The organism is Pseudomonas sp. xss_4, from assembly GCF_043104125.1.
Classification (GTDB): domain Bacteria; phylum Pseudomonadota; class Gammaproteobacteria; order Pseudomonadales; family Pseudomonadaceae; genus Aquipseudomonas; species Aquipseudomonas parafulva_B.
Window position 1 is genome coordinate 40,133 of the sequence record NZ_JBICKJ010000093.1, and the last position, 21,410, is coordinate 61,542.

The following is a 21,410-nucleotide window of genomic DNA, read 5'->3' on the forward strand; positions in this document are numbered from 1 at the left end:
AAACGATATCCAGGACGACCGCTGAACGCACCTGGGGCAATTGCGCATCAGTGTGTTGTTCCGGCTAGTTGATGTCAATCTGCCCAGCTGGAAGGTTTTGCGCGTGCCGCCAACCTCACAGCCCGAAGAACCACGGCACCATGACCACCGTGACCCCCATCACCAACAGCGTGAACGGCACCCCTATCTTCACGAAGTCCGCAAACCGATATTGCCCTGGGCCCAGCACCAGCGTGTTCACCGGCGAAGACACCGGCGTCATGAAGGCCGCCGAGGCTGCCAGCGCCACCGTCATCGCAAAGGGGTAGGGCGACATGCCCAGCTGCGCCGCGGTCGAGATGGCAACCGGCGCCATCAGCACCGCGGTCGCCGTGTTGGAGATAAACAGCCCGATCACAGCCGTGACCGCGAACAGGCAGGCCAGCATGGCGCCGGGCCCGGCGTCGCCCAGCACATTCACCAGCGCCCCGACTGCCAGGTCTATGCCACCGGTTTTCTGCAAGGCCTGGGCAAAGGGCAACATGCCCACGATCAGGATCAGACTTTGCCAATGGATCGAACGGTAGGCGCTGTTCATGTCGATGCAGCGGCCTGCGCCCATCAACAGGCAACCAATGAGCGCTGCTGTGACATTAGGGACCGCGCCACTGACCATCAAGCCAACCATCACCGCCAGGCTCAGCAGCGCCTGGGGCGCGCGCCGGCGAGCAGGTGCCACCAGATCGACCTCGGCCGGCAAGCTCAACACCAGAAAATCGCGCGGTTTGCCTTGTAGCTGGCGTACGGCCTTCCACGGCCCGACCACCAGCAGGGTATCGCCCAGACGCAGCTTTTCTTCGACCAACTGGTCTTGCACGGCCGCCTGGTCGCGCCGCAAGCCCACCACGTTAAGGTCGTAACGCGAGCGAAAGCCAAGCTCCAGGATGCTCTTGCCGATCAGTTGCGAGCCCGGCGGCAGGGATACCTCGGCCATGCCTACCTCCTGGGACTGGTCGATGAAGTAGGCGGCCTTGAAGTGCAAGGGTTCCAGTTGCATGGTCTGGCACAGGCTGCGCAGATCGTCGCGGTTGGCAAACAGGTCCAGCAGCAGCACATCGCCCTGGTGCAGCACGGTGTTGGAGTCTGGCGCAATAACGCGCGTGGTGAACTTGTGCTGACGTTCAATACCGATGACGTTGGCTCCGTGGCGGGTACGCAGCTCCAGCTCGCTTAGGGTATGGCCGATCAGCGGTGAATGGGGACGAATGCGCAAGCGACGCTCGCGACCATTGAGCTTGTAGTCCAGAACCAGGTCCAGCAGCGTGCGCCGGGTCTCGACACGTCCGTCCTTGCGCACCTCGCCATTGAGCCAGTGTCGCGTCAGAAGCATGTAGCCCACACCCAGTACCAGGACCACCAACCCGAAGGGCGTGAAGCTGAAGAACGAGAAGCCTTGTTCACCATGGCGTACCAGTTCGCTGTGCACCACCACGTTGGGCGGGGTCGCCACCAGGCTGAGCATGCCACTGATCAGGCCGGCAAAACTCAGCGGCATCATCAGGCGGCTGGGCGAGAGCTTCAAGCGCGCAGCAATGCTCAGCACGACCGGTATGAAGATGGCCACTACCCCCGTGGAGCTCATGACCGAACCCAGGCCGGCCACCGCGACCATCAGCAGTACCAGTAGGCGCGCCTCGCTGTTGCCTGCCCGTTCGCTCATCCATTCACCGATGCGATAAGCGATACCGGTGCGCACCAAGCCTTCACCGATGACGAACAGGGCAGCGATGAGCACGACGTTCGGGTCGCTGAAACCTGCCAGCGCTTGGTCGATCGTCAGCACGCCCGACAGTGGCAACGCTACGATCACCAGCAGCGCTACGACATCCATGCGTGGACGGTTGATGATGAACAGCACAACGACAATGGCAAGCAGGGCCAGCACCCATGTCAGCTCTAGATTCATCGGGAGAGGTGTTCCTTCACACAGGGCACATGAACAATAGCCGGTAGTGTGCCACCTGAGCGTGTACGAGGTGTTGATGTATTGCAGTGTTTAACGAGGAGAGGCGATGCGGGGGCTTGCTCGGCGGGTGCCTGACACCCGCCGAGCAATGGGTCATTTGACGTGCTGGATGGCCAGAACCACGCCATTGGTCGTTTGTACGAGGACGTAGCGATCGCCCATGCGTACCCAATGGCTTTCTTTTTCCGGTGCCGGCAGGCCCTTGGCTTTCCAGTCCTTGATGGCCGCTTCGTCGCGCTTGTATTGATCCGGGGCTTTATCGCCTTCTTTCAGTTCACGGTTGTGGGTGGCCGAATTCTGCACGCTATCGTCGGTGGACGTTGCTGCAGTGGCGACCATCGGCAGGCAGGGCAGGGCAGCGAGGAGCAGGTAGTGCAGTTTCATGGCGGTTTCCTTGTTGCGTGGTGTTTGTGCTAAGACAGCGGAAGTCGCACCACAATTCACTCGCGTCCATGCCAGTGCTAGAGTCGCCTCCTTCTTAATGATTTAGAGGATGGACCATGCGTGTGATTTTGCCCCTGGCCGCAGCCGTGCTGCTGGTCGGTTGTGCTTCTGCGACCATGGATGCGGCCCGCAGCGGCCAACCCACTACGCACATGAACTCGCGCAAGGCGCCTGAACGCGTTGCCCAGTGCATCCAGTACGGGTGGCAGGAAGAGCGCGTATTCGGCCAGGACGCCAGCGGCTACCTGGAGCCGCGCAAGCAAGGCGGCTTTACGGTTTATACCCGCGAGGCCGAGACGTTCGTCGATGTCTACCCGCAGGACGGCGGTACGCGTATCGATTACTACACACAGAACGACAACGGCGTCTCGTTGCAGCGCCGGGCGGCGGCCGCAACCTGTCTCTGACGGGTAACGTGCGAGCCAGGGCTTTACACTTTTTTGCATCAGAACGCTGCCAGGTGTGTGGCATCGGCCGCTAGACTGCGGCATCGCCCATCGAGGATGTCGACGTGAACCCTTCATTACAGCTGAACCAGGCCAATTGGGACGAGCGCGCACCGCTGCACGCAGCCTCACAGGACTACCAGTTCGATCAGTACGTCCAACACCCTGCGCACCTGTCACAGACAGTTCAGTTCGACCTGCCGATGCTGGGCAATGTCGAGGGGCTGAGAGCGGTACACCTGCAGTGTCACATCGGCACAGACACGCTCTCGCTTGCCCGGCTGGGCGCCGATGTGTGCGGCCTGGACTTCTCTGCGGCCTCCCTGGCGCAGGCCAAGCGGCTGGCGACCCTGTGCGCTACGCCCATCGACTACCATCAGGCCGATGTGTACGCCGCAGCCCAGGTGTTGCCAGCAGGTACGTTCGATCTGGTCTATACCGGCATCGGCGCCCTGTGCTGGCTGCCCCGTATTGCGCCGTGGGCACAAACCGTAGCGGCCCTGCTCAAGCCCGGCGGCCGGCTTTTCTTGCGCGAGGGGCACCCCATGCTCTGGGCGGTCAATGAAAGCCATCAGGACCGCCTGCAGCTCGACTATCCCTATTTCGAATGCGAGCAGCCAACTGTATGGCAGAGCGACGAGACCTATGTGGCCACCTCGCAGCGATTGGCGAACACCCAAACCCATGAGTGGAACCACGGGCTGGGCGAGTTGATCACCGCGCTGATGGCCAACGGGTTGCAGCTCACAGCGCTGTTAGAACACCAAAGCGTGCCATGGGAAGCGCTGCCGGGGCAAATGGCCAAGGGCCCGGACGGGGAGTGGCGGCTGCGCGAGCAACCGGCCCGCCTGCCGCTGAGCTATACCCTGACAGCCGTCAAAGCCTGATCAGGACAGGTAGCCACCGTCCACGTTGAGCGCCGCCCCGGTCGTATAGCTGGAGGCGTCGCTTGCAAGGTACAGGACAGCCCCGGCCATTTCCTTCGGGTCTGCCACGCGCTTAAGGGGGATTTGCTGTAGCGCTGTATTGAGGATGGCTTCGTTTTTGACCAGTGCCGATGCAAACTTGGTGTCAGTCAGGCCCGGCAACAAGGCATTGCAGCGAATCCCGAACTGCGCACACTCCTTGGCAAACACCTTGGTCATGTTGATAACCGCCGCCTTGGTCACCGAATAGATGCCCTGGAACAGGCCAGGTGAAACGCCATTGATCGAGGCCACGTTGATGATGCTGCCGGCGCCGTGCTCGCGCATCAGCTTGCCTGCTTCCACCGACATGAAGAAATAGCCGCGAATGTTCACATCCACGGTTTTCTGGAATGCAGTCGGATCCGTGTCCAGTACATTGCAGAACTGCGGGTTGGTCGCGGCATTGTTCACGAGGATGTCCAGGCGTCCGAACTGCTCGCGTATACCGGCGAATACCCGCTGGATTTGCTCCAGTTCGCCGATGTGGCACGCCACTGCTGTGGCCTTGCCGCCGCCAGCGATGATGGCATCGGCAACGTGTTGGCAGCCCTCGAGCTTGCGGCTGGAGACGATCACATGTGCACCTTGCTGCGCCAGCAAGTGTGCAATCGCTTCGCCAATGCCTCGGCTGGCCCCGGAAACAAAAGCGATCTTGCCCTGAAGGTCGAACAGGTGGGTCTGCGGCATGCTGCTGGTCCCTTGTTGTCGTAAGGTGCGTTGGTGATCAAAGGCTGGACTTGGCAATGACCTGCAAGGTCATCTGCTCCAGCAGCCGGTTCATGTGAATGAATTGGGCGAAACGCTTGTCCTGGGTCTGGCCATGGAAATAACGGAAGTAGATCTGCTGGACGATGCCGGCCAGACGGAACAGACCGTAACAGTAGTAGAAATCGAAGTTGTCCAGGTCGATGCCTGCACGCTCGGCGTAATGGTCCACGAACTGACGCCGGGTAAGCATGCCCGGCGCGTTGCTCGGCTGACGACGCATCAGTTGTACCGGCGCCGGGTCGTCTGCCTGGATCCAGTACGCCAGGCTGTTGCCTAGGTCCATCAAGGGGTCGCCCAAGGTGGCCATTTCCCAGTCCAGCACGCCAATGATGCGCATCGGGTTGTCGGCATCCAGGATGACATTGTCGAACCGGTAGTCGTTATGCACGATTGCAGGTGTGACGTGGTCGGCAGGCATTTTCTCGCGCAACCAAGTTTTGACCTGCTCCCAGCGCGGTGCGTCGGGGGTCATGGCCTTGTCGTAGCGGCTGGCCCACCCTTCTATCTGGCGTTGCACGTAACCGTCCGGCTTGCCCAGGTCGCTCAAGCCGCAGGCGCTGTAGTCCACGCGATGCAAGTCCACCAAGCGGTCAATGAAGCTTTTGCACAACGCCGTGGTGCGTGCAGCATCGAGGTTAAGTGCAGTGGGGATGTCCGAGCGCAGAATGACCCCTTTGACGCGCTCCATGACGTAGAACTCACTGCCGATCAGGTGGGTATCGGTGCAGTGCGCATAGGCCTTGGGGCAGTAGGGAAACCCATTGTTGAGCTGGTTGAGAATACGAAACTCACGCCCCATGTCGTGCGCCGACTTGGCTTTTTGCCCGAACGGCGGACGGCGCAAGACCAGTTCTCGGTCAGCGTATTTGACCAGGTAGGTGAGGTTGGACGCACCACCCGGGAACTGGCTGACGGCGGGCGCACCGGTCAAGCCGTCAATGTGCGCCTTGAGGTAGCGGTCGATGGCTGCCAGGTCAAGCTCCTCGCCGGAACGTACTTGCGTGGACTGGTCGGTGAGCGTCATGGGTTTTCCTTATTCTCGATCACTCGGACTATTTTGCAATCTAATGCTTGCGCTCGGTTGGGACAAGCGTCCCAGGTCGCTATTGGCCAGGGTGTTGCCGGTCGATCAACACCTTTGATGCTTGCCGTGCCGGTAAGCGCCAGACCAAAAAAAACCGAAGCCTTATGGGCTTCGGTTCAGGGTCATCCAAGGATGCTGCTCAGGATGGGAACAGTTCGCTGAGCTTCATCGACAGCATCATGTCGCCTTCCACGCGCAGCTTGCCGCCCATAAAAGCCTGCATACCGTCGGTTTCGCCGCTGACGATGCCCTTGAGTGTTTCGCTGTCCATTACCAACGTGCAGTTGGCGTCTGGATTCTCGCCTTCCTGCAGTTCGCAGGTGCCGTCCTTGACGATCAGGGCGTAGTGCTTGTCTTCATCGGTGATGTTGAAGCCGAATACCAGGTCCAGGCCTTGGGCAGCGGATGGGTTGAATTTTTCTTGCATCTTTTTGACGGCATCAGCTACGGAGGTCATGGCGCATTCCTTATAGAGTGATTTTCACGTCCCCGCAGGGACACAACAGGCCGGGCTCACCGGTAGGTGATGAGCTCCGGCGTCCTCAACAGTTGCACATGGGCTTGACTGTTGAAAGAAGCCAATGCCACGTCGCGGCCTCTGAACTTCAATTGGTTCAGCGACGTGTTGATTATCTGCCAGTTCAAGGCAAATGCCTGATCCGGGGTAATGCCTGAAACCAAGTGCAGCAAGGCGGCAATGGTGCCACCGGAGGTGAAAATGGCAATGTTGTCGCCACTGCCTGCGCTGTCCAGCACGCGGTTCAGCCCCTCGCGCACGCGGGCAGTGAACGCTTCCCAGGTTTCCAACTCGTCGCTGCCATGGGTTCCTGAGTGCCAGCGTTGCACCATCAGCGCGAACAGGCGCTGAAACTCGCTGCGGTGCCGCGCGACGTTGCTCAGGATGGCTGGCGCGTTGGGTTCGTCTATCGACAAACCAGGCAACAGCGCACGGATCACCCCATCGGCGTCGAATTCGTTGAAAGCCGCGTCGGTCTCAACAGCCGGCACGGCGTTGCCACCGGCCTGCATTGCTTGAAGGGCGAGGCGGGCAGTGTCCTGCTGGCGACGCAGATCACCTGCCACACACCGCTCCAGCCGTACCCCTAGCTGAGCAAGGTGCTCACCCAGCGCCTGACTCTGGCGCACGCCAACGGGCGACAGCACATCGTAGTCCTGTGCGCCGAAGGAGGCCTGGCCGTGTCGAATCAGGTAGAGGTTGCCCACGAACGAACGCTTCCGCCATTGAAGGTTGCTGCTGAGGTTAGGGTGCGGTGCACGGCGCTGTCAACGAAAAACATACAAGCGTTTGAAAAGGTCGTTTGAAAGGTATTGCCAGCGTTTACATCCCCTGGCAGCGCTTTAGGTGCACCGGTATGCTTGTACCATTCACGCGCCCTCTGGCGCAGCTATCGAAGGAGTCACCGTGGAGTTTCTTGCCGAATACGCAAGCTTTCTCGCCAAAACCGCCACCCTGGTCATCGCTGTTCTCATCGTGCTGTCGGCCATTGCCGGCTTGCGCGGTAAAGGGCGGCGCAAACCGGGTGGGCAATTGCAGGTTACCCGCCTGAACGCGTTCTACAAGGACCTGCGCGAGCGGTTGGAATCAGGCCTGCTCGACAAGGCTCAGCTCAAGGCGTTACGCAAGCAGCAGGCCAAGACCGAAAAGAAAACCCGCAAGGACAAGGCAGAAGAAAAAGCCAGGGTCTTCGTGCTCGATTTCGACGGCGACATCAAAGCATCTGCAACTGAAAGCCTGCGCAACGAAATCACCGCACTGCTCACCCTCGCCACCCCTCAAGACGAGGTGGTACTACGCCTGGAAAGCGGGGGCGGGCTGGTACATAGCTATGGCCTGGCTGCCTCCCAGCTGGTCCGCATTCGCCAGGCCGGCATCCCCTTGACGGTGTGCATCGACAAGGTGGCTGCAAGCGGCGGGTACATGATGGCCTGCATTGGCGAGAAGATCATCAGCGCACCTTTTGCGGTGCTCGGCTCCATCGGGGTAGTGGCACAGTTGCCCAACATCAATCGCCTGTTGAAGAAGCACGACATCGATGTCGAGATGCTGACTGCCGGTGAATACAAGCGCACCCTCACCGTGCTGGGTGAAAACACCGAAAAGGGCAGGGAGAAGTTTCAGGAAGACCTGGATGTGACCCATCAACTGTTCAAGGACTTCGTCGCCCGCTACCGTCCCCAGCTGCCTATTGATGAAGTAGCCACCGGTGAAGTGTGGCTGGGCATTGCAGCCCTGAACCGCAAGCTGGTGGATACGTTGCAGACCAGCGATGAATACCTCAGCGAGCGTGCGCGCAGTGCCAACCTGTTCCACCTGCACTTCGCAGAGCGCAAGAGCCTGCAGGAGCGTATTGGCATGGCGGCCAGCGGCACCGTGGAGAATACGCTGGTGGGGTTATGGAGCAAACTTGGCCGCCTGCGCTAACACCTTGAACCTGCTGAAATTTTTTTTCGTTCAGGGGGTTGCACGGTTAAGTGAATGTAGACATAATGGCGCCCATCGAAACGCAGCAAGCTTTAAAGGTGCGGTGTTTCGGGGAGATAGCGAAGCGTAAGCTGCTAGATCCTGACTTTGAGGCCGAGTAGCAAAGTGGTTATGCTCCGGATTGCAAATCCGTCTACGCCGGTTCGATTCCGACCTCGGCCTCCACCATTCGAAAGCCCCGCAGATCGACGTCTGCGGGGTTTTTATTTGCGCGTTAGAAAAGCCAAGAGTTCCGAAATAAGAGGTGTGGAGTTCCGAAACTTCGACCCTTAGAGGCCCTAGCGCTGTACTGCATCAGCGACCAACTGGAGTCGTTTGACCATAGCGTGCACCCTAGCCAAGAGGTGCAGATCCCCCGCAAAAGCCTTCGGCTAGAAAAGAGTTGAACTAGCTCGAACATGTGGCGTTTTGATATTCTTGCCCGCTTCTAGCCATCTTTAAGGGAATTCTATGAGGGCAGCGGTGAGGTTTGGCACGTTTCTTGGCGTAGCCTTTCTGACTGGGTGTACGGCGATGCAGATCAAACCGTACTCGCCGGCTCCTGAGGGAGTGTCGATTGTCCAGAATCAGTACGGTGGGTATAGCGTTGATCGAGTTCAAATATTGAAGCCAGGCGGGTCCGGCAATCCTGATGCATTGCAATTCTGCTTCGGCCAAAATGTGCCTGGCCTGACCGGGGCGGCCCTCTTCAATTCGTCGAAGACCCGCATAACCGCACAAGGCAAGGATCAGGTGACGTTCGTTGTACCCATGACAATGGGGACACCGCTGAACTATGAGCTCATGTTTTCGCTCACTGTCAGTAGTTCACAGCAAAAAAATCTGTTCGACTACAGGAACCTCAAAATCCGTGGGACTTGGAGTGCCAATGAGGCGCCGTTACCAGGTAGTAGCGAGGCGGCTCAGTATGTGGACAGCGCTCGACTTAAGCTGGACGCTATCAGTACGGCGATTGCAGATTGCTTACTAGCAGAGGGTTAGTTAACTAGGGTCCCGGACCGTCAGTGAAATTTAGACGTCTGGGTAGTTAGCTATGACAGTCCGACGCGTCGCTCACAAAAAACTGCGGTGCTTTGCTGGAGCCCGCAGTCATTCTTTCGAGGGCTTGGCGATGGCTCCGACGCGGCGATAAACACGTTCGGTGATTCCCTCTTTCGAGTGACCCAGCAGCAAGCTGGCTTCGCTCAGGTCGTTGATCTCCGACGCCGCTTTCGGTCGGATGTCGCGGAACTGGAACTGGGCGATTCGGTTGGCCAACTCCAGCTTATTCTCTACCTCGGCCTTGACCTTAGTGTAGTGGTCTAATGAAACCGGACACTCATTTAGGCGAGAATGCTCGCCCCAAAGAGGTGTCTGATGACCAAGCAACGCCGTACCTTTACCCCTGAGTTCAAGCGCGAAGCAGCCTGTCTGGTGCTCGACCAAGGCTACAGTCATGCCGAAGCAGCCCGCTCGCTCGGCTTGGTCGAGTCGGCCCTGCGCCGCTGGGTTAATCAGCTTCAGCAGGAGCGTGGCGGCATCACGCCGGTCAGCAAAGCGTTGACGCCAGAGCAGCAAAAGATCCAAGAGCTTGAAGCTCGGATAACGCGCCTTGAACGCGAGAAATCAATACTAAAAAAGGCTACCGCGCTCTTGATGTCGGAAGATCTCGAGCGTATTCGCTGATCCATCAGCTCAGCGCCCATGAGCCGTTGATTGGTTGTGCGAGGTGTTCGAAGTCACTCGCTCAAGTTACTACGCCCATCGTCATAGAAGACGAACTCCGGACGTCGAACGACTGCGATTGCGCAGTCGAGTGAATGAGTTATTCGCGCGAGGGCGAAGTGCGCCCGGCAGCCGTAGCGTCAAGGCGATGATGCAAGAGGAAGGTGAGCAAATCGGGCGGTTCAAGGTGCGCAGCCTGATGCGTGAGCTAGCGTTAGTCAGCAAGCAGCCAGGGGCCTATGCGTACAAAAAGGCCACAGTGGAGCGGCCAGATATTCCGAATATTTTGAACCGGGCGTTTGATGTCGAAGCGCCAAATCAGGTCTGGTGTGGCGACATCACTTACATTTGGGCGCAGGGCAAATGGCACTACTTGGCAGTTGTCTTGGATCTTTATGCACGCAGAGTGGTGGGCTGGGCCCTATCAGAGAAGCCGGACGCAGACCTCGTGGTCAAGGCGCTGGACGTGGCTTACGAACAACGTGGCAAACCTCAAGGGCTACTGTTCCACTCAGACCAGGGGTCGCAATATGGCAGCCGTCAGTTCCGCCAGAGACTGTGGCGCTACCGCATGCGCCAGAGTATGAGCCGCCGAGGTAACTGCTGGGATAATGCGCCGATGGAGCGAGTATTTCGTAGCTTGAAATCGGAGTGGATACCGACCACTGGATACCTGACTGGGCAGCAAGCTCAACGAGACATCAGCCAATACCTGATGAGGCACTACAACTGGATCCGGCCGCATCAATTCAACAATGGGCTGGCTCCGGCAAAAGCTGAAGAAAAACTCAAAACCGTGTCCGGAATGAGTTGACCACTACAAACGGAACAATGGCTGATCTTGAGCATCCATGATGCACCCAATTTCAGATTGGGTAGGAAGCATAAAATTTACAGGAGGGGACCATGACACGCACGACTACCGGAATCGCTTGTATTGCTGTAACAGCGCTCTTGCTTGGGGGCTGTTTCGACTCCGAGGCTGATCAGAAGGCCAAGGAACAGCAAGAGGCCAGTGACAATTTCTGGAATATCACACCACCTGACGAAAGCCAGGACAAAGGCTTCAAACCTTGACTCACTTTCGAAGCAATGACCATGCGCAGTCACCGCTTCTGCTAACGGCGTACTCGTGCGCAAAGGCCTGAGGGCCGGAGTTCGCCAGAAACGCCGCCTGTAAAGGCGGCGTTTCTGCTGGTTAGATCACCGGATTTGCAATCACCTGGGCCAGCTGATCAATACTTGCCCTTGGGACTTTTCTCGAACTTCCATTCCGTCATTTTTTTCGCTGCCAGGAAACTCTCGCAGTTGGCAATGAATTCCTTGCGGTTGGCTTCCTTTGACAAACTGGCAAGGTTTTTTTCGTACAGCTGCGGGCCACAGTTGTCTGCCGTTGGCTCAGGCACTTTTTCTTCCGTGCAGCCTGCCAGCAGGGTAATCAACCCAACAAGCGGGAGGAGGTGGGAGCGTTTGCGGTCCATGACGTAATCCTTCGTCGGTCTCTTTCAAAGTGCGTGCAAGCTGTTTGTTACCCAGCCTGCGGGTGCGCAGCCTATCAGGCCAGCTGTGTTATTTGGCTAGCACACCCCCGCCTAACGTTCTATTCGGAACTCGAGATCACCCTGCCTGCTCTCTTTGGCAATCGGCCTTATCAGTTGCGCACCCTGGTTACGAACATTGCCAACGGCCTTGTCGACCGGATGCCAGCGAAAGTCAGTGGCCGGACGGCAGCCTGCCGTCACGATCGCCTCGGCGCGCTGCGCTGAAGTGGCAGGGTCTAACCACTCCCTTGCAAGGTGCGGTGCCAAAACCAGGGGCTTTCGGTCATGAATATCGATCAAGCCTTGGTCAGCGGCTGCCGTGATGATCACGAAACCATCGCGCTCGTCCGGTTCAAGGGTCTGGTGAACTTCGGCAAGCGCGGCAAAGTAGAGCGGTGCACCGTCGGCACTGGTGATGTAGTAGGGTTGCTTGCGCTTGGGGTTTTGCGCATCTGGCAGCCATTCAAACCAGCCATTGGCGGGGGCGAGCGCTCTTGCATGTGGCCACAGACCCTTGAAGAACTTGCCCGTGGTTACGGTTTCGGCCCGGGCATTGATGGGGTCGAGTCGCTTGCCTTTGGCCCAGTGAGGCGACCATCCCCACTTCACTTTGTCTACATGCAGGCCATCCTCAGCCTGGCGTATAACTTCGACACGGGTAGAAGGCGCCACGTTATAGCGATCAATCGGTTCATGGTCATAGCCGTTGATCACGACCAGATCCAGCGCCAGTTGTCGCAAGTAGTGATCCATCGACTCGTAGATCGAGTAGCGTCCGCACATGTATCCACCTCTCGTCCGTCAGAAATTCACACGTTCAGGATTGACCCATTCGCCGAAGCCAGTTTAACTGTATATGCATACAGTTTGCATTGGACTTTCTCTCATGACCATCACCTTCCTGGGCGCGCCATGTGGCAGCTCTGAACCACTCCCGATTTATTCGTACTACGTTCCGGCCGGTTTTCCATCGCCTGCCGCGGATCATCTTGAAGGCCACATATCCCTTGATGAGCTATTCGACATCCGCGCACCGCATGTGTATCTGGTGAAAGTGGAGGGTGACAGCATGCAAGGCGCTGGCATCTATTCGGGCGATATCGTGGTGGTGGACCGGGGGCGCGAGGCCGAGCACGGGGATATCGTGATTGCGGCCATCAACTGTGAGCCGGTGTGCAAACGCCTGCACCGACGTGACGGTGTGGTGATCTTGAAGTCTGAGAACCGAGCCTACCCGCCGCGCTATGTCATGGAGGGTGATGATCTGCTCATTTGGGGCGTGGTGCGCTATAGCGTCCGCGATCATGCGCAGTGAGCCGATATTCGCGCTGATCGACTGCAACGCGTTCTACGCCAGCTGTGAGCGCGTATTTCGGCCCGATCTGGCGAAGACGCCGATCGTGGTGCTGAGCAACAACGATGGCTGCGTCATTGCCCGGTCCTATGACGCCAAGCCATTCGTGAAAATGGGCGAGCCTTATTTTCAGGCGCGGGAAAAACTCCGCCGGCACGGTGTCGTGGCATTCAGTAGCAATTACGCGTTGTATGGCGACATGAGCGAGCGGGTGATGACGCTGATCGAATCGATGGTGCCTGCTACCGAGGTCTACAGCATCGACGAATGTTTTGCTGAGCTCACTGGCATGGCCCAGGACCTGACGCTGTTCGGGCACCGGCTGCGCTTGCGCATCGCCCAGTGCACCGGCATTCCTGTCGGTGTGGGTATCGCACGCACCAAGACCCTGGCCAAGCTGGCCAACCACACTGCCAAGCGGCTGCAGAGCCACACTGGCGGCGTGGTGGACATCACCGACCCGGTCAAACGGGACTGGGTGCTGCGCAATACCGCGGTCAAGGAGGTGTGGGGCATCGGGCGCAAGATGACCGCGCACCTGGAGGCCATGGGCATTCGTACGGCAATGGATTTGGCCCGCGCCGATGCCTGGACGTTGCGACAACGCTTCAACGTGGTGGTGGAAAAAACGGCCAGGGAACTGGCGGGCACTCCTTGCCTGGAACTGGACGATGTCGAACCGCCCAAGCAGGAAATCTGCAGCAGCCGAATGTTCGGCATGCGCCTGAGCGAGCTGGCGCCGATCAAGCAGGCGGTGGCCACCTATGTCGGCCGTGCTGCCGAAAAGCTCAGGGCCCAGGGGTCGGTGTGCAAGCGCATGCGGGTGAGCATCCGCACGGGCATGTTCAACCCGAACGAAGTGCACCATGCCCAAGGCGCCTGGGTGGAGCTTCCCTATCCGACCTGTGACACGCTGCTGCTGACCCGATTGGCTACCGATGCCGTGGAGCGGATCTTCCGGCCGGGGCTTCGTTACAGCAAGGCGGAGGTGTTGCTGATGGACCTACGTCAACCAGGTGATTTTTCGGGTGACTTGTTCGCCCCCAGGCAATCGGTGGCGCGCGATCGGCTCATGGAAGTAATGGACAGTATCAATGAGCGTTGGGGCAGGGGAACGGTCCGTGCGGCCAGCGTGCCAGCCGCACCGGGCTGGGGCATGAAACGGGAGATGATGAGCCAGTCCTACACCACCCGAATCGATCAGCTATGGACTGTCAGGGGGTGAGCGGGAGGTGGCTCGACTTCGGCGAACTGGCGCAAACTTAAGCTTACGGCTGCCGGATTGTCTGACAATGGCGATTGCGCCCGCAGTTTTGTCCGTTCATGCCTGAAAAAAACGATCAACGCCGTGTCGCAGTAATCGCTTTCTTTCAGATTTGACTGATATATTTCGCCCCTTGCCGCAGTGTGGCTCAATATTCAGCAGGTTTTAATGAAACACGTTAGCGCGTCTGGCCTTGAGGCCTCTCATCCGCCGGTACAAGCCATTCTGAGTGCTCCTGGGATGTGGGTAGAGCCGCCAAATATCCGCAGGGGCGGCGAGAGCGGTGTATTGAAGGTCGAGCTCGACGGCTTCACGTTCTACAAGAAGCAGCAGGTCGGCCATATCTACCGCAGCCTGGTCCACCCATTCGGCTATCCTACGGTGGCCCGTGAGGCCAAGGCGCTGCGTGCCGCTGCCGCGCTGGGCGTCGCTACGCCGCTACTGCTGCACAGTGACGTCCACAAGCAGGACGGTGAGTGGCGTGCGGTGATGGTCACGGCAGGGCTGGACGGGTATGTATCGCTTGAAGACTTCTACCTCCAAGGCCTGGACAAGACCATCGAGCCCAAGCTGCACCACGATATTCTCGAAGCGTATGGGCGTGCGCTGGCCACGCTGAATCTCGGGCGTTGGCAGCATGGTTGCCTGTATTTGAAGCATGTGTTCGTCGCCTTCGACGAGTCTGGCATCAAGATCGCGCTGCTGGATTTCGAAAAGGCCAGGCAGCGGCTGACCGCGATGAAAGCTAGCCGTCACGACTTACGACAGGTCAAGCGCAGGTCTGACTGGGCACCGACCGAATGGGAGGCATTTTGCAGGGGGTATCGGCAAGTGTTCGGCATGGATGTGGAGCGATTTCTCTGACGCCATGTTAGAAGTGTCAGGGGTTTTGAAGCGCTGATTCCACTGGTAGAAGGCGACTTCGCTTACAGACGTTTCTCACCAAGTGGCAAGATTGCGTTGTAAAAACCCCGTCCCAGGTCAATTTTTCGGCCTGACGTCTCCCGTAGTCTGTCTGTCTTTCAATCACGGAAGGCAGACGACATTCCATGGAACGAACCCTCGATATACAGCCACTCCCGGCTGAACAAATCCCCCTCTCCATCAACGGCAAGGCCGTGACTGCCGCCCCTGGCGAAACAGTTCTGAGTGTGCTCAATGCCGTGGGCGTGCGTCAGCTCGCCCTCAACGACCATGGCCAAGTCAGTGGCGCCTTCTGCGGCATGGGGGTGTGCCATTGCTGTCTGGTCGCTATCGACGGACGCCCCAAGCGGCGCGCTTGTCAGACGCTGGTGCGGGCTGGCATGCGCATCGAAACCCAGGTCAATGCGGTTGTCGGGGAGGCGCGGGTATGAGTGGGCATCCAGTCATTGTCGGAGGGGGCTCGGCGGGGATGGCTGCCGCCATCGAGCTGGCGGACGCGGGCGTGCGCTGCACGCTGATCGACGAGGCATCGCGCCCCGGCGGGGTGGTCTATCGTGGCCCGCTGCGCGCAGGTGTCGACCTGGGCTACCTGGGCGCTCGTTACAGCAAGGCCCTGGGTAAACTGCACACCGACTTCGCCGCCCGTGCGCAGTCTATCGACCTGCGGCTCAATAGCCGCGTCGTGGGCGGTGATGACCGTAGCCTGGTAGTGCTCGACGAGCAGGAGCAGTTGCAGCCGCTGGCCTTCGAGCAGCTGATCCTGGCAGCCGGTTGCCATGAGCGCAATGTGCCGTTTCCAGGCTGGACCCTGCCGGGCGTCATTCTGCTCGGCGGGTTGCAACTGCAGATCAAAAGTAACGTGGTCAAGCCACTGGGCGCGACCCTGATCGCTGGCACAGGCCCTTTACTGCCGTTGGTTGCCTGTCAGTTGCACGCCGCCGGTGCCAAGGTGGCGGGTGTGTACGAGGCCTGTGCGTTCAACCGTATCGCGCGCCAGAGCCTGGCGCTGATGAACAAGCCCCAGCTGTTCCTCGACGGCCTGAGCATGCTGGCCTACCTGAAGTTGCACGGCATTCCCATGCACTACGGCTGGGGCGTGGTCCAGGCGCGCGGCGAAGGTGAGTTGGCCGAAGTCAGCGTGGCGCCGTACGACGATGCCTGGAGGGCGGACATGACCCAGGTGCGCCGCGAGTCGGTGCAGACGCTGGCGGTAGGCTACGGCTTCATTCCGCGTACGCAGCTCAGCCAGCAATTGGGCCTTGCCCATGGCTACAGCACCGATGGCTATCTGCGCGCCGAGTGCAACGTATGGCAGCAAAGCAGCCTGGAACATATTCACCTGGCAGGCGACATGGCCGGCATCCGCGGCGGGGAGGCGGCCATGCTGACCGGGCGCATCGCGGCTGTGTCAATTCTGCAGCAGCGTGGCGTGCTGAACGCCGCGCAGGCCATTGAACGGCGCGAGCGTTACCTGGGCCAGTTGGCAGGCATCAAGCGTTTCCGCTCCGGCGTCGAGCGCTATACCGCGCGGGGGCCAGCGCAGGTCGAGTTGCCACAGGCTGACACAGTGATTTGCCGCTGTGAGCAGGTGACGCGCGACGCCATTGATCTAGCATTGGAGCAAGGGGTTCAAGACATGGCCGGGCTGAAGATGCGCACGCGGGTGAGCATGGGGGATTGCCAGGGGCGCATGTGCGTGGGCTATTGCAGCGATCGACTGCGCGCCGCCACTGGCCGCGCTGACGTAGGTTGGTTGCGTCCTCGATTCCCAGTAGACCCGGTACCGTTTTCGGCATTCAAGCACGTGGGCACGGAGGCCTGACATGAACAAGACCTATGACATCGTGATTGCCGGTGCCGGTGTAATTGGCGCGTCCTGCGCGTACCAGCTGTCCAAGCGCGGCAACCTGCGCATCGCCCTGATCGACGACAAGCGCCCCGGCAATGCCACGCGTGCCTCGGCAGGTGGGCTATGGGCCATTGGCGAATCGGTGGGCCTGGGCTGTGGGGTGATTTTCTTTCGCATGCTGTCTTCCCAGGCCAAGCGCCAGGCCCATGGCGCGGCGGTGGCCGTGGACTCGAGCACACCGCATATCCTGCCGCAATGCTTCTTCGATCTGGCGCTTGAGTCCAACGCGCTTTACCCGCAACTGCACCAGGAGTTGATCGAGCGCCACGGGATGGACTTCAAGTTCGAGCGCACTGGGCTCAAGTACGTGATCCAGGACGATGAAGATCAGCTTTACGCCGAGCACATCGTCAAGCACATCCCCCACCTGCAGTCGCAGATCCGTTGGCTTGACCGCCAGGCACTGCGCAAGGCGGAGCCATCGATCACCGAAAGCGCGCACGGTGCGCTGGAGTTTCTCTGCGACCACCAGCTCAGCCCGTTTCGCCTGGGCGACGCGTACATGGAAGGCGCGCGGCAAAATGGCGTCGATCTGTATCTCAACACACGTGTCACCGACGTGTTGCACCCAGGCGGACGTATCAAAGGAGTTCGTACCGAACAGGCCGGTGACTTCCGCTGCGACACACTGATCAATGCGGCTGGCGCCTGGGCCGCCGAATTGAGTGAGTGGGCCACGGGCACGTCCATCCCCGTCAAACCCGTCAAGGGGCAGATCGTATTGACCGAGCGCCTACCCAAGCTGCTTGATGGCTGCATCACCACCAGTGACTGCTACATGGCGCAGAAGGACAATGGGGAGATTCTCATCGGGAGCACCACCGAGGAGAAAGGCTTCGATGTCACCACGACCTTCCCGGAGATAAGCAGCTTGGTCCAGGGCGCCATACGCTGCATGCCGGCACTCGAACAGGTCAACCTCAAGCGTACCTGGGCCGGCCTGCGGCCAGGCTCGCCCGATGAGCTACCCATCCTCGGGCCCGTGGATGACATGCAGGGTTACTTCAACGCCTGCGGGCATTTCCGCACCGGGGTGCTGACCTCGGCGATCACGGGGGTAATGCTGGACAAGGTGATCCACGAGGAGGCGTTGCCATTGGACATCACCCCGTTTCTGGCGGAGCGGTTCAGCAAGGCGGCAATGCCGGCATGAGAGGGGCTGGCGGGTCGTGTGAAAGCGGCTCGCCAGGCTGTGCGTCAGGCAATGCATTAAAATGTGGCTACTCGGTTGACCCATGGCAAAGGGTGCGGCAGGCAGTGAAGCGCAAGCTATGGATTCAAGAGGTCGCCGCCAGCCACTGAAGGGTCAGCTCAGTGGCACCGGTGTGTTCATCTTCACCATGGGCCACGATTGAAAAGCCAGAACGTTGGTAGAACGCGACCGCGCTTTCATTAGCGCTGTACACCTTCAATTCCAGGCGTGCCGAGCGCTGCTTGGCGTAGTCGAGCAGGCGGCTACCGATGCCCATGCCTTGTGACGCAGGCGCGACGAACAGCGCAGCTACCGTTTCCCCGAGTAGAGAAATGAAGCCCTCGACGGTTGCGTGCTGCTCGAAGACGAACGTCTCCGAAGCGGGCAGGTAAACGGTCCGCATCGCTTCGAGCTGGCCCTCCCAGAAGGCGCGAGGCACGAAGTGGTGAGCTTGGACCGATGCATCGAGCCAGATCTGCAGTACCGCATCGGTATCCGGCAGTACATAGGGGCGTAGCATGTCATGACCTCCTGTTTGACGCCGCAGGACCCTAAGCGACCCTAACGTCAAACGCAAGTTGACGTGCGCCTATTACTGATCTGCACCTGACAATTCCTGCCGCACGATTGCAGCACCCGCACTTAGGGCCCGCAACTTGCCTTGGGCAACCGAGCGGGGCAGGGGCGCCATGCCGCAATTGGTGCAGGGGTAGAGCTTGTCGGCGTCAACGAATGCCAGCGCCTTGCGCAATGTATCGGCAACGGCCTCGGGTGTTTCGACAATGTGCGTGGCCACATCGATTGCGCCGACCATGACTTTCTTGCCACGGATCAACTCGATAAGGTCCATGGGCACGCGCGAGTTCTGGCATTCCAACGACACGATGTCGATGCTGGATTTCTGGAGTTTGGGAAATGCCTTTTCATACTGGCGCCACTCGGTACCCAACGTTTTCTTCCAGTCAGTGTTGGCCTTGATCCCGTACCCGTAGCAGATATGCACGGCTGTCTCGCACTTCAGGCCTTCCAATGCCCGCTCGAGCGTGGCAATGCCCCAGTCGTTCACTTCATCGAAGAACACGTTGAAGGCGGGCTCGTCGAACTGAATGATGTCGACACCCGCAGCTTCCAACTCTCTGGCTTCCTGGTTGAGCAGTACGGCAAACTCCCACGCGAGCTTCTCGCGACTCTTGTAGTGGCTGTCGTACAGCGTGTCGATCATGGTCATGGGCCCTGGGAGCGCCCACTTGATGGGCTGTCGAGTCTGCTTACGCAGGAACCTGGCATCGTCGACGAATACTGACTTGCGCCTGGCGACCGTACCCACCACTGTCGGGACGCTGGCGTCGTAGCGATCACGAATGCGTACAGTCTGCCGATTCTCGAAGTCCACGCCGCTCAAGTGTTCGATGAAGGTGGTCACGAAATGTTGGCGCGTCTGTTCGCCGTCACTGACGATGTCTATCCCAGCGCTCGACTGCTCCTGCAGCGCCAGGCACAGTGCGTCCTGCTTGCCTTCTAGCAGGGCATCGCCGTGCAGTTTCCAAGGCGACCAGAGGGTTTCGGGCTGAGCGAGCCAGGTCGGCTTGGGCAGGCTGCCAGCGGTAGAGGTGGGAAGCAATTTGTTCATGAAATTCGACCTTGTGCGAAGAGGCGATCAGTCTGCGAAGTGTGCAGACCATTGTTCGAGCAGCATGTGATAAGGCTTGATGAAGTGGGCTTCAGCAAACGTTCCTTGTTCAATGGCCAAACGGCTGCGCTCTTCACGGTCGTAAACAATGCGCGTCAAGGAGTAGTCTTCGTGTTGCAAGCTGGGCTGATAGGTGGCGCCAGCCGTTGCATTGGCGTTATAAATCTCGGGGCGATAGATTTTCTGAAAAGTCTCCATCGTGCTCAGGCTGCTGATCAGCTCCAAGGGGGTGTAGTCATTGAGCAAGTCGCCGGAAAAGTACAAGGCCAGCGGCGCCCTGTTGCCGGCAGGCATGAAATAACGAACACGCAAGCCCATTTTCTGGAAATACGCATCGGTCAAAGAATATTCGTCTTGCCGGTATTCGTACCCTAATACGGGGTGGTAATGCCCCGTGCGCTCATAGGTTCTGCTACTTGACACGCTCAGGCAAATGACCGGCGGCTTGATGAAGGTTTGTTGGTAAACGGTTGAGCCCACAAACCCTTTGAAAAGTTTGCCGTGGAGCGCTCCAAAATCGGCAGGGGCACTGAAGTTTGGGCGATGAGCGTTATAGGCGGGCAGCACAATACTGAAATCATAATCGCGCACGTAGGACGAAAAGTTGTTGCCGACTACACCCGGTAAACGCTTGCCTGCATGATGATCGATCACCGTAGTGGACAGTATTTCGATCAAGGGCAGCAGCGTATTCGTGACCCCGGCTGTGAAATGCATGTGCACCGATACGATATCCAGTTCCACGGTGTAGCGGTCACCGGCAGGGTTATCCCAGTGCGCCAGCGCGTTGAAGCGATTATTGATCATGTCCAGTGTTTGGCGAAGGTTCTGTTCGCGGCGAGAACCCCTGGCCAGGTTGGCAAAGTTTGTGGTCAGCCGCGTGTTTTGGCACGGGCAATAATGTTCGTCAAAGCGCGTGCGTTTGAGCGAGTAGGTAATGTTCTGAGGCGTCATGAGTATTGAGGTCCACTCGTCGAGTCTGTCCCTGTAAAGTTGGGACCATCTTAGAGTGAGCGCACCCGTGTCCCTACTGAATTGATTTCAGCACAGGATCAAGACTGCTCATGAAGCCAGGCGCACGTGTCAGCCTTCAGGAAGGCTGACACCACAGACAAATTCGTTCGAGCCCAGGCGATGAGCGCCATATTCCACCACATACCCCGTCCCTCGGCGCTGGGCTTCGATATAGGCCGTAAGCTGATCAGCGTAAACGTCGACAAAGTGCCACGGATGACGGTCTCTCAATACGCCCCACCCCAGTACCCACCCTGGATTGTAAGGATCGGCAGGCAGGTTCCTCGTAAGGCTACGGATACTCATCCGAGACTCCTGTATTGAACGGTTGAATGAGTGGGCTCAACAGGTGTAGAGGATGGTGTAGGACGCATCACACTTGGGTACGATTACGACCGGTTTTTCGAACAACAGGTTGCCGTGAGTGCTTGTTGTGAAGTGCGCCTTCTCCAGACGCGCCCACAGGCCCAAATCATGTATTTCAATGCGCGTGGCAACCCGCGCCTGGTGGCTGAGTTCATGTTGGATTCGTTCTACAACATCGCGCGCTTCTTCTTCTGTCATGACAATGGCTCCTGTTGAATCAGAGACGTCCACGTT

At 58.9% G+C, this 21,410-nt stretch carries 24 protein-coding genes, 1 tRNA gene and 2 pseudogenes; 13 read left to right on the forward strand and 14 right to left on the reverse strand.

Going from position 1 to position 21,410, the window contains the following annotated elements; translation table 11 throughout:
- Positions 1-115 precede the first annotated feature (115 nt).
- Positions 116-1,945: an SLC13 family permease gene (locus ACF8GB_RS20855; protein WP_392527597.1), complete on the reverse strand. Its 1,830-nt coding sequence runs from the start codon at positions 1,943-1,945 to the stop codon at positions 116-118.
- A 153-nt stretch (positions 1,946-2,098) separates the two neighbouring features.
- A complete protein-coding gene (locus tag ACF8GB_RS20860) occupies positions 2,099-2,389 on the reverse strand; it encodes an RcnB family protein (RefSeq protein WP_058603420.1) in 291 nt (96 codons plus the stop codon).
- A 116-nt stretch (positions 2,390-2,505) separates the two neighbouring features.
- Between ACF8GB_RS20860 and ACF8GB_RS20865 the strand changes: the two genes are divergently transcribed.
- Complete coding sequence (locus ACF8GB_RS20865) at positions 2,506-2,856, forward strand: hypothetical protein (protein ID WP_058637888.1); 351 nt, start codon at positions 2,506-2,508, stop codon at positions 2,854-2,856.
- Between the two features lie 104 nt (positions 2,857-2,960).
- Positions 2,961-3,782, forward strand: coding sequence for a bifunctional 2-polyprenyl-6-hydroxyphenol methylase/3-demethylubiquinol 3-O-methyltransferase UbiG (locus ACF8GB_RS20870; RefSeq protein WP_182138831.1), 822 nt, complete (start codon positions 2,961-2,963; stop codon positions 3,780-3,782).
- On the opposite strand, the gene ACF8GB_RS20875 is transcribed toward ACF8GB_RS20870, so the two are convergent.
- From ACF8GB_RS20875 to ACF8GB_RS20890, 4 genes are all read right to left on the reverse strand, one after another.
- A complete protein-coding gene (locus tag ACF8GB_RS20875) occupies positions 3,783-4,550 on the reverse strand; it encodes an SDR family oxidoreductase (RefSeq protein ID WP_392527598.1) in 768 nt (255 codons plus the stop codon).
- Positions 4,551-4,587: 37 nt separating this feature from the next.
- On the reverse strand, positions 4,588-5,655 hold the full coding sequence (locus ACF8GB_RS20880; protein WP_058637885.1) for a phosphotransferase family protein: 1,068 nt from the start codon (positions 5,653-5,655) through the stop codon (positions 4,588-4,590).
- A 199-nt stretch (positions 5,656-5,854) separates the two neighbouring features.
- Positions 5,855-6,172: an SCP2 sterol-binding domain-containing protein gene (locus ACF8GB_RS20885; protein ID WP_058637884.1), complete on the reverse strand. Its 318-nt coding sequence runs from the start codon at positions 6,170-6,172 to the stop codon at positions 5,855-5,857.
- A 56-nt stretch (positions 6,173-6,228) separates the two neighbouring features.
- Entirely contained in the window at positions 6,229-6,939 is a 711-nt protein-coding gene (locus ACF8GB_RS20890; RefSeq protein WP_392527599.1) for a histidine phosphatase family protein, read from the reverse strand.
- A 199-nt stretch (positions 6,940-7,138) separates the two neighbouring features.
- Here ACF8GB_RS20890 and sohB point away from each other — a divergent pair, with 199 nt between their 5' ends.
- The 3 genes from sohB (at position 7,139) to ACF8GB_RS20905 (ending at position 9,199) form a co-directional block, all read left to right on the forward strand.
- Complete coding sequence (sohB, locus tag ACF8GB_RS20895; protein ID WP_196126547.1) at positions 7,139-8,158, forward strand: protease SohB; 1,020 nt, start codon at positions 7,139-7,141, stop codon at positions 8,156-8,158.
- A 151-nt stretch (positions 8,159-8,309) separates the two neighbouring features.
- Positions 8,310-8,383, forward strand: a tRNA-Cys gene (locus ACF8GB_RS20900).
- A 348-nt stretch (positions 8,384-8,731) separates the two neighbouring features.
- Positions 8,732-9,199 carry a hypothetical protein gene (locus ACF8GB_RS20905; RefSeq protein ID WP_153010268.1) on the forward strand — a complete coding sequence of 156 codons (468 nt, stop codon included), beginning with the start codon at positions 8,732-8,734 and terminating at the stop codon, positions 9,197-9,199.
- Between the two features lie 108 nt (positions 9,200-9,307).
- On the opposite strand, the pseudogene ACF8GB_RS20910 reads toward ACF8GB_RS20905, so the two are convergent.
- A pseudogene (locus ACF8GB_RS20910) lies at positions 9,308-9,481 on the reverse strand (integrase); the annotation flags it as partial.
- Positions 9,482-9,574: 93 nt separating this feature from the next.
- On the opposite strand from ACF8GB_RS20910, the pseudogene ACF8GB_RS20915 reads away from it, so the two are divergent.
- Together ACF8GB_RS20915 and ACF8GB_RS20920 are read left to right on the forward strand one after the other, a co-directional pair.
- A pseudogene (locus ACF8GB_RS20915) lies at positions 9,575-10,736 on the forward strand (IS3 family transposase).
- Positions 10,737-10,828: 92 nt separating this feature from the next.
- On the forward strand, positions 10,829-10,999 hold the full coding sequence (locus ACF8GB_RS20920) for a hypothetical protein (RefSeq protein ID WP_196135736.1): 171 nt from the start codon (positions 10,829-10,831) through the stop codon (positions 10,997-10,999).
- Between the two features lie 158 nt (positions 11,000-11,157).
- Here ACF8GB_RS20920 and trbK read toward each other — a convergent pair whose 3' ends face one another.
- Both trbK and ACF8GB_RS20930 read right to left on the reverse strand, forming a co-directional pair.
- Entirely contained in the window at positions 11,158-11,403 is a 246-nt protein-coding gene (gene trbK / locus ACF8GB_RS20925) for an entry exclusion lipoprotein TrbK (protein WP_058637826.1), read from the reverse strand.
- Between the two features lie 111 nt (positions 11,404-11,514).
- On the reverse strand, positions 11,515-12,246 hold the full coding sequence (locus ACF8GB_RS20930) for an SOS response-associated peptidase family protein (protein WP_197843827.1): 732 nt from the start codon (positions 12,244-12,246) through the stop codon (positions 11,515-11,517).
- Positions 12,247-12,349: 103 nt separating this feature from the next.
- On the opposite strand from ACF8GB_RS20930, the gene ACF8GB_RS20935 reads away from it, so the two are divergent.
- The 6 genes from ACF8GB_RS20935 to hcnC all read left to right on the forward strand — a co-directional run bounded on the left by ACF8GB_RS20935 (position 12,350) and on the right by hcnC (position 18,067).
- Positions 12,350-12,778 carry a LexA family transcriptional regulator gene (locus ACF8GB_RS20935; RefSeq protein ID WP_058603391.1) on the forward strand — a complete coding sequence of 143 codons (429 nt, stop codon included), beginning with the start codon at positions 12,350-12,352 and terminating at the stop codon, positions 12,776-12,778.
- A complete protein-coding gene (gene umuC / locus ACF8GB_RS20940) occupies positions 12,768-14,042 on the forward strand; it encodes a translesion error-prone DNA polymerase V subunit UmuC (RefSeq protein WP_197843826.1) in 1,275 nt (424 codons plus the stop codon). The genes ACF8GB_RS20935 and umuC overlap by 11 nt, the downstream gene beginning before the upstream one ends.
- A gap of 207 nt (positions 14,043-14,249) precedes the next feature.
- Positions 14,250-14,945: a lipopolysaccharide kinase InaA family protein gene (locus ACF8GB_RS20945; RefSeq protein ID WP_078478381.1), complete on the forward strand. Its 696-nt coding sequence runs from the start codon at positions 14,250-14,252 to the stop codon at positions 14,943-14,945.
- Positions 14,946-15,130: 185 nt separating this feature from the next.
- Entirely contained in the window at positions 15,131-15,436 is a 306-nt protein-coding gene (locus ACF8GB_RS20950; protein ID WP_197843825.1) for a (2Fe-2S)-binding protein, read from the forward strand.
- On the forward strand, positions 15,433-16,827 hold the full coding sequence (hcnB, locus tag ACF8GB_RS20955; protein ID WP_197843824.1) for a cyanide-forming glycine dehydrogenase subunit HcnB: 1,395 nt from the start codon (positions 15,433-15,435) through the stop codon (positions 16,825-16,827). Before ACF8GB_RS20950 ends, hcnB begins: the two co-directional genes overlap by 4 nt.
- Before the next feature lies 1 nt (position 16,828).
- Positions 16,829-18,067: a cyanide-forming glycine dehydrogenase subunit HcnC gene (gene hcnC, locus ACF8GB_RS20960; protein ID WP_197843823.1), complete on the forward strand. Its 1,239-nt coding sequence runs from the start codon at positions 16,829-16,831 to the stop codon at positions 18,065-18,067.
- A 124-nt stretch (positions 18,068-18,191) separates the two neighbouring features.
- On the opposite strand, the gene ACF8GB_RS20965 is transcribed toward hcnC, so the two are convergent.
- The 5 genes from ACF8GB_RS20965 to ACF8GB_RS20985 all read right to left on the reverse strand — a co-directional run bounded on the left by ACF8GB_RS20965 (position 18,192) and on the right by ACF8GB_RS20985 (position 21,374).
- A complete protein-coding gene (locus ACF8GB_RS20965; RefSeq protein ID WP_145254811.1) occupies positions 18,192-18,626 on the reverse strand; it encodes an N-acetyltransferase in 435 nt (144 codons plus the stop codon).
- Positions 18,627-18,698: 72 nt separating this feature from the next.
- The gene (locus ACF8GB_RS20970; protein ID WP_196185384.1) at positions 18,699-19,736 is read right to left on the reverse strand and encodes a methionine synthase; all 1,038 of its coding nucleotides are present in this window, start codon (positions 19,734-19,736) and stop codon (positions 18,699-18,701) included.
- A gap of 27 nt (positions 19,737-19,763) precedes the next feature.
- Positions 19,764-20,750 (reverse strand): DUF1852 domain-containing protein, encoded by a 987-nt coding sequence (locus tag ACF8GB_RS20975; RefSeq protein ID WP_197843822.1) that lies wholly within the window; start codon positions 20,748-20,750, stop codon positions 19,764-19,766.
- A 129-nt stretch (positions 20,751-20,879) separates the two neighbouring features.
- Positions 20,880-21,116, reverse strand: a complete 237-nt coding sequence (locus tag ACF8GB_RS20980; protein WP_392474930.1) for a hypothetical protein — start codon at positions 21,114-21,116, stop codon at positions 20,880-20,882.
- A gap of 36 nt (positions 21,117-21,152) precedes the next feature.
- Positions 21,153-21,374, reverse strand: coding sequence for a hypothetical protein (locus ACF8GB_RS20985; protein ID WP_144964533.1), 222 nt, complete (start codon positions 21,372-21,374; stop codon positions 21,153-21,155).
- Positions 21,375-21,410: the final 36 nt, after the last annotated feature.

Coding starts and splice junctions, on each gene's coding strand:
- ACF8GB_RS20855 (WP_392527597.1), bottom strand. CDS start 1,945: ATGAATCTAGAGCTGACATGGGTGCTGGCCCTGCTTGCCATTGTCGTT.
- ACF8GB_RS20860 (WP_058603420.1), bottom strand. CDS start 2,389: ATGAAACTGCACTACCTGCTCCTCGCTGCCCTGCCCTGCCTGCCGATG.
- ACF8GB_RS20865 (WP_058637888.1), top strand. CDS start 2,506: ATGCGTGTGATTTTGCCCCTGGCCGCAGCCGTGCTGCTGGTCGGTTGT.
- ACF8GB_RS20875 (WP_392527598.1), bottom strand. CDS start 4,550: ATGCCGCAGACCCACCTGTTCGACCTTCAGGGCAAGATCGCTTTTGTT.
- ACF8GB_RS20880 (WP_058637885.1), bottom strand. CDS start 5,655: ATGACGCTCACCGACCAGTCCACGCAAGTACGTTCCGGCGAGGAGCTT.
- ACF8GB_RS20885 (WP_058637884.1), bottom strand. CDS start 6,172: ATGACCTCCGTAGCTGATGCCGTCAAAAAGATGCAAGAAAAATTCAAC.
- ACF8GB_RS20905 (WP_153010268.1), top strand. CDS start 8,732: ATGCAGATCAAACCGTACTCGCCGGCTCCTGAGGGAGTGTCGATTGTC.
- ACF8GB_RS20920 (WP_196135736.1), top strand. CDS start 10,829: ATGACACGCACGACTACCGGAATCGCTTGTATTGCTGTAACAGCGCTC.
- trbK (WP_058637826.1), bottom strand. CDS start 11,403: ATGGACCGCAAACGCTCCCACCTCCTCCCGCTTGTTGGGTTGATTACC.
- ACF8GB_RS20930 (WP_197843827.1), bottom strand. CDS start 12,246: ATGTGCGGACGCTACTCGATCTACGAGTCGATGGATCACTACTTGCGA.
- ACF8GB_RS20935 (WP_058603391.1), top strand. CDS start 12,350: ATGACCATCACCTTCCTGGGCGCGCCATGTGGCAGCTCTGAACCACTC.
- umuC (WP_197843826.1), top strand. CDS start 12,768: ATGCGCAGTGAGCCGATATTCGCGCTGATCGACTGCAACGCGTTCTAC.
- ACF8GB_RS20945 (WP_078478381.1), top strand. CDS start 14,250: ATGAAACACGTTAGCGCGTCTGGCCTTGAGGCCTCTCATCCGCCGGTA.
- ACF8GB_RS20950 (WP_197843825.1), top strand. CDS start 15,131: ATGGAACGAACCCTCGATATACAGCCACTCCCGGCTGAACAAATCCCC.
- hcnB (WP_197843824.1), top strand. CDS start 15,433: ATGAGTGGGCATCCAGTCATTGTCGGAGGGGGCTCGGCGGGGATGGCT.
- hcnC (WP_197843823.1), top strand. CDS start 16,829: ATGAACAAGACCTATGACATCGTGATTGCCGGTGCCGGTGTAATTGGC.
- ACF8GB_RS20965 (WP_145254811.1), bottom strand. CDS start 18,626: ATGCTACGCCCCTATGTACTGCCGGATACCGATGCGGTACTGCAGATC.
- ACF8GB_RS20970 (WP_196185384.1), bottom strand. CDS start 19,736: ATGAACAAATTGCTTCCCACCTCTACCGCTGGCAGCCTGCCCAAGCCG.
- ACF8GB_RS20975 (WP_197843822.1), bottom strand. CDS start 20,750: ATGACGCCTCAGAACATTACCTACTCGCTCAAACGCACGCGCTTTGAC.
- ACF8GB_RS20980 (WP_392474930.1), bottom strand. CDS start 21,116: ATGAGTATCCGTAGCCTTACGAGGAACCTGCCTGCCGATCCTTACAAT.
- ACF8GB_RS20985 (WP_144964533.1), bottom strand. CDS start 21,374: ATGACAGAAGAAGAAGCGCGCGATGTTGTAGAACGAATCCAACATGAA.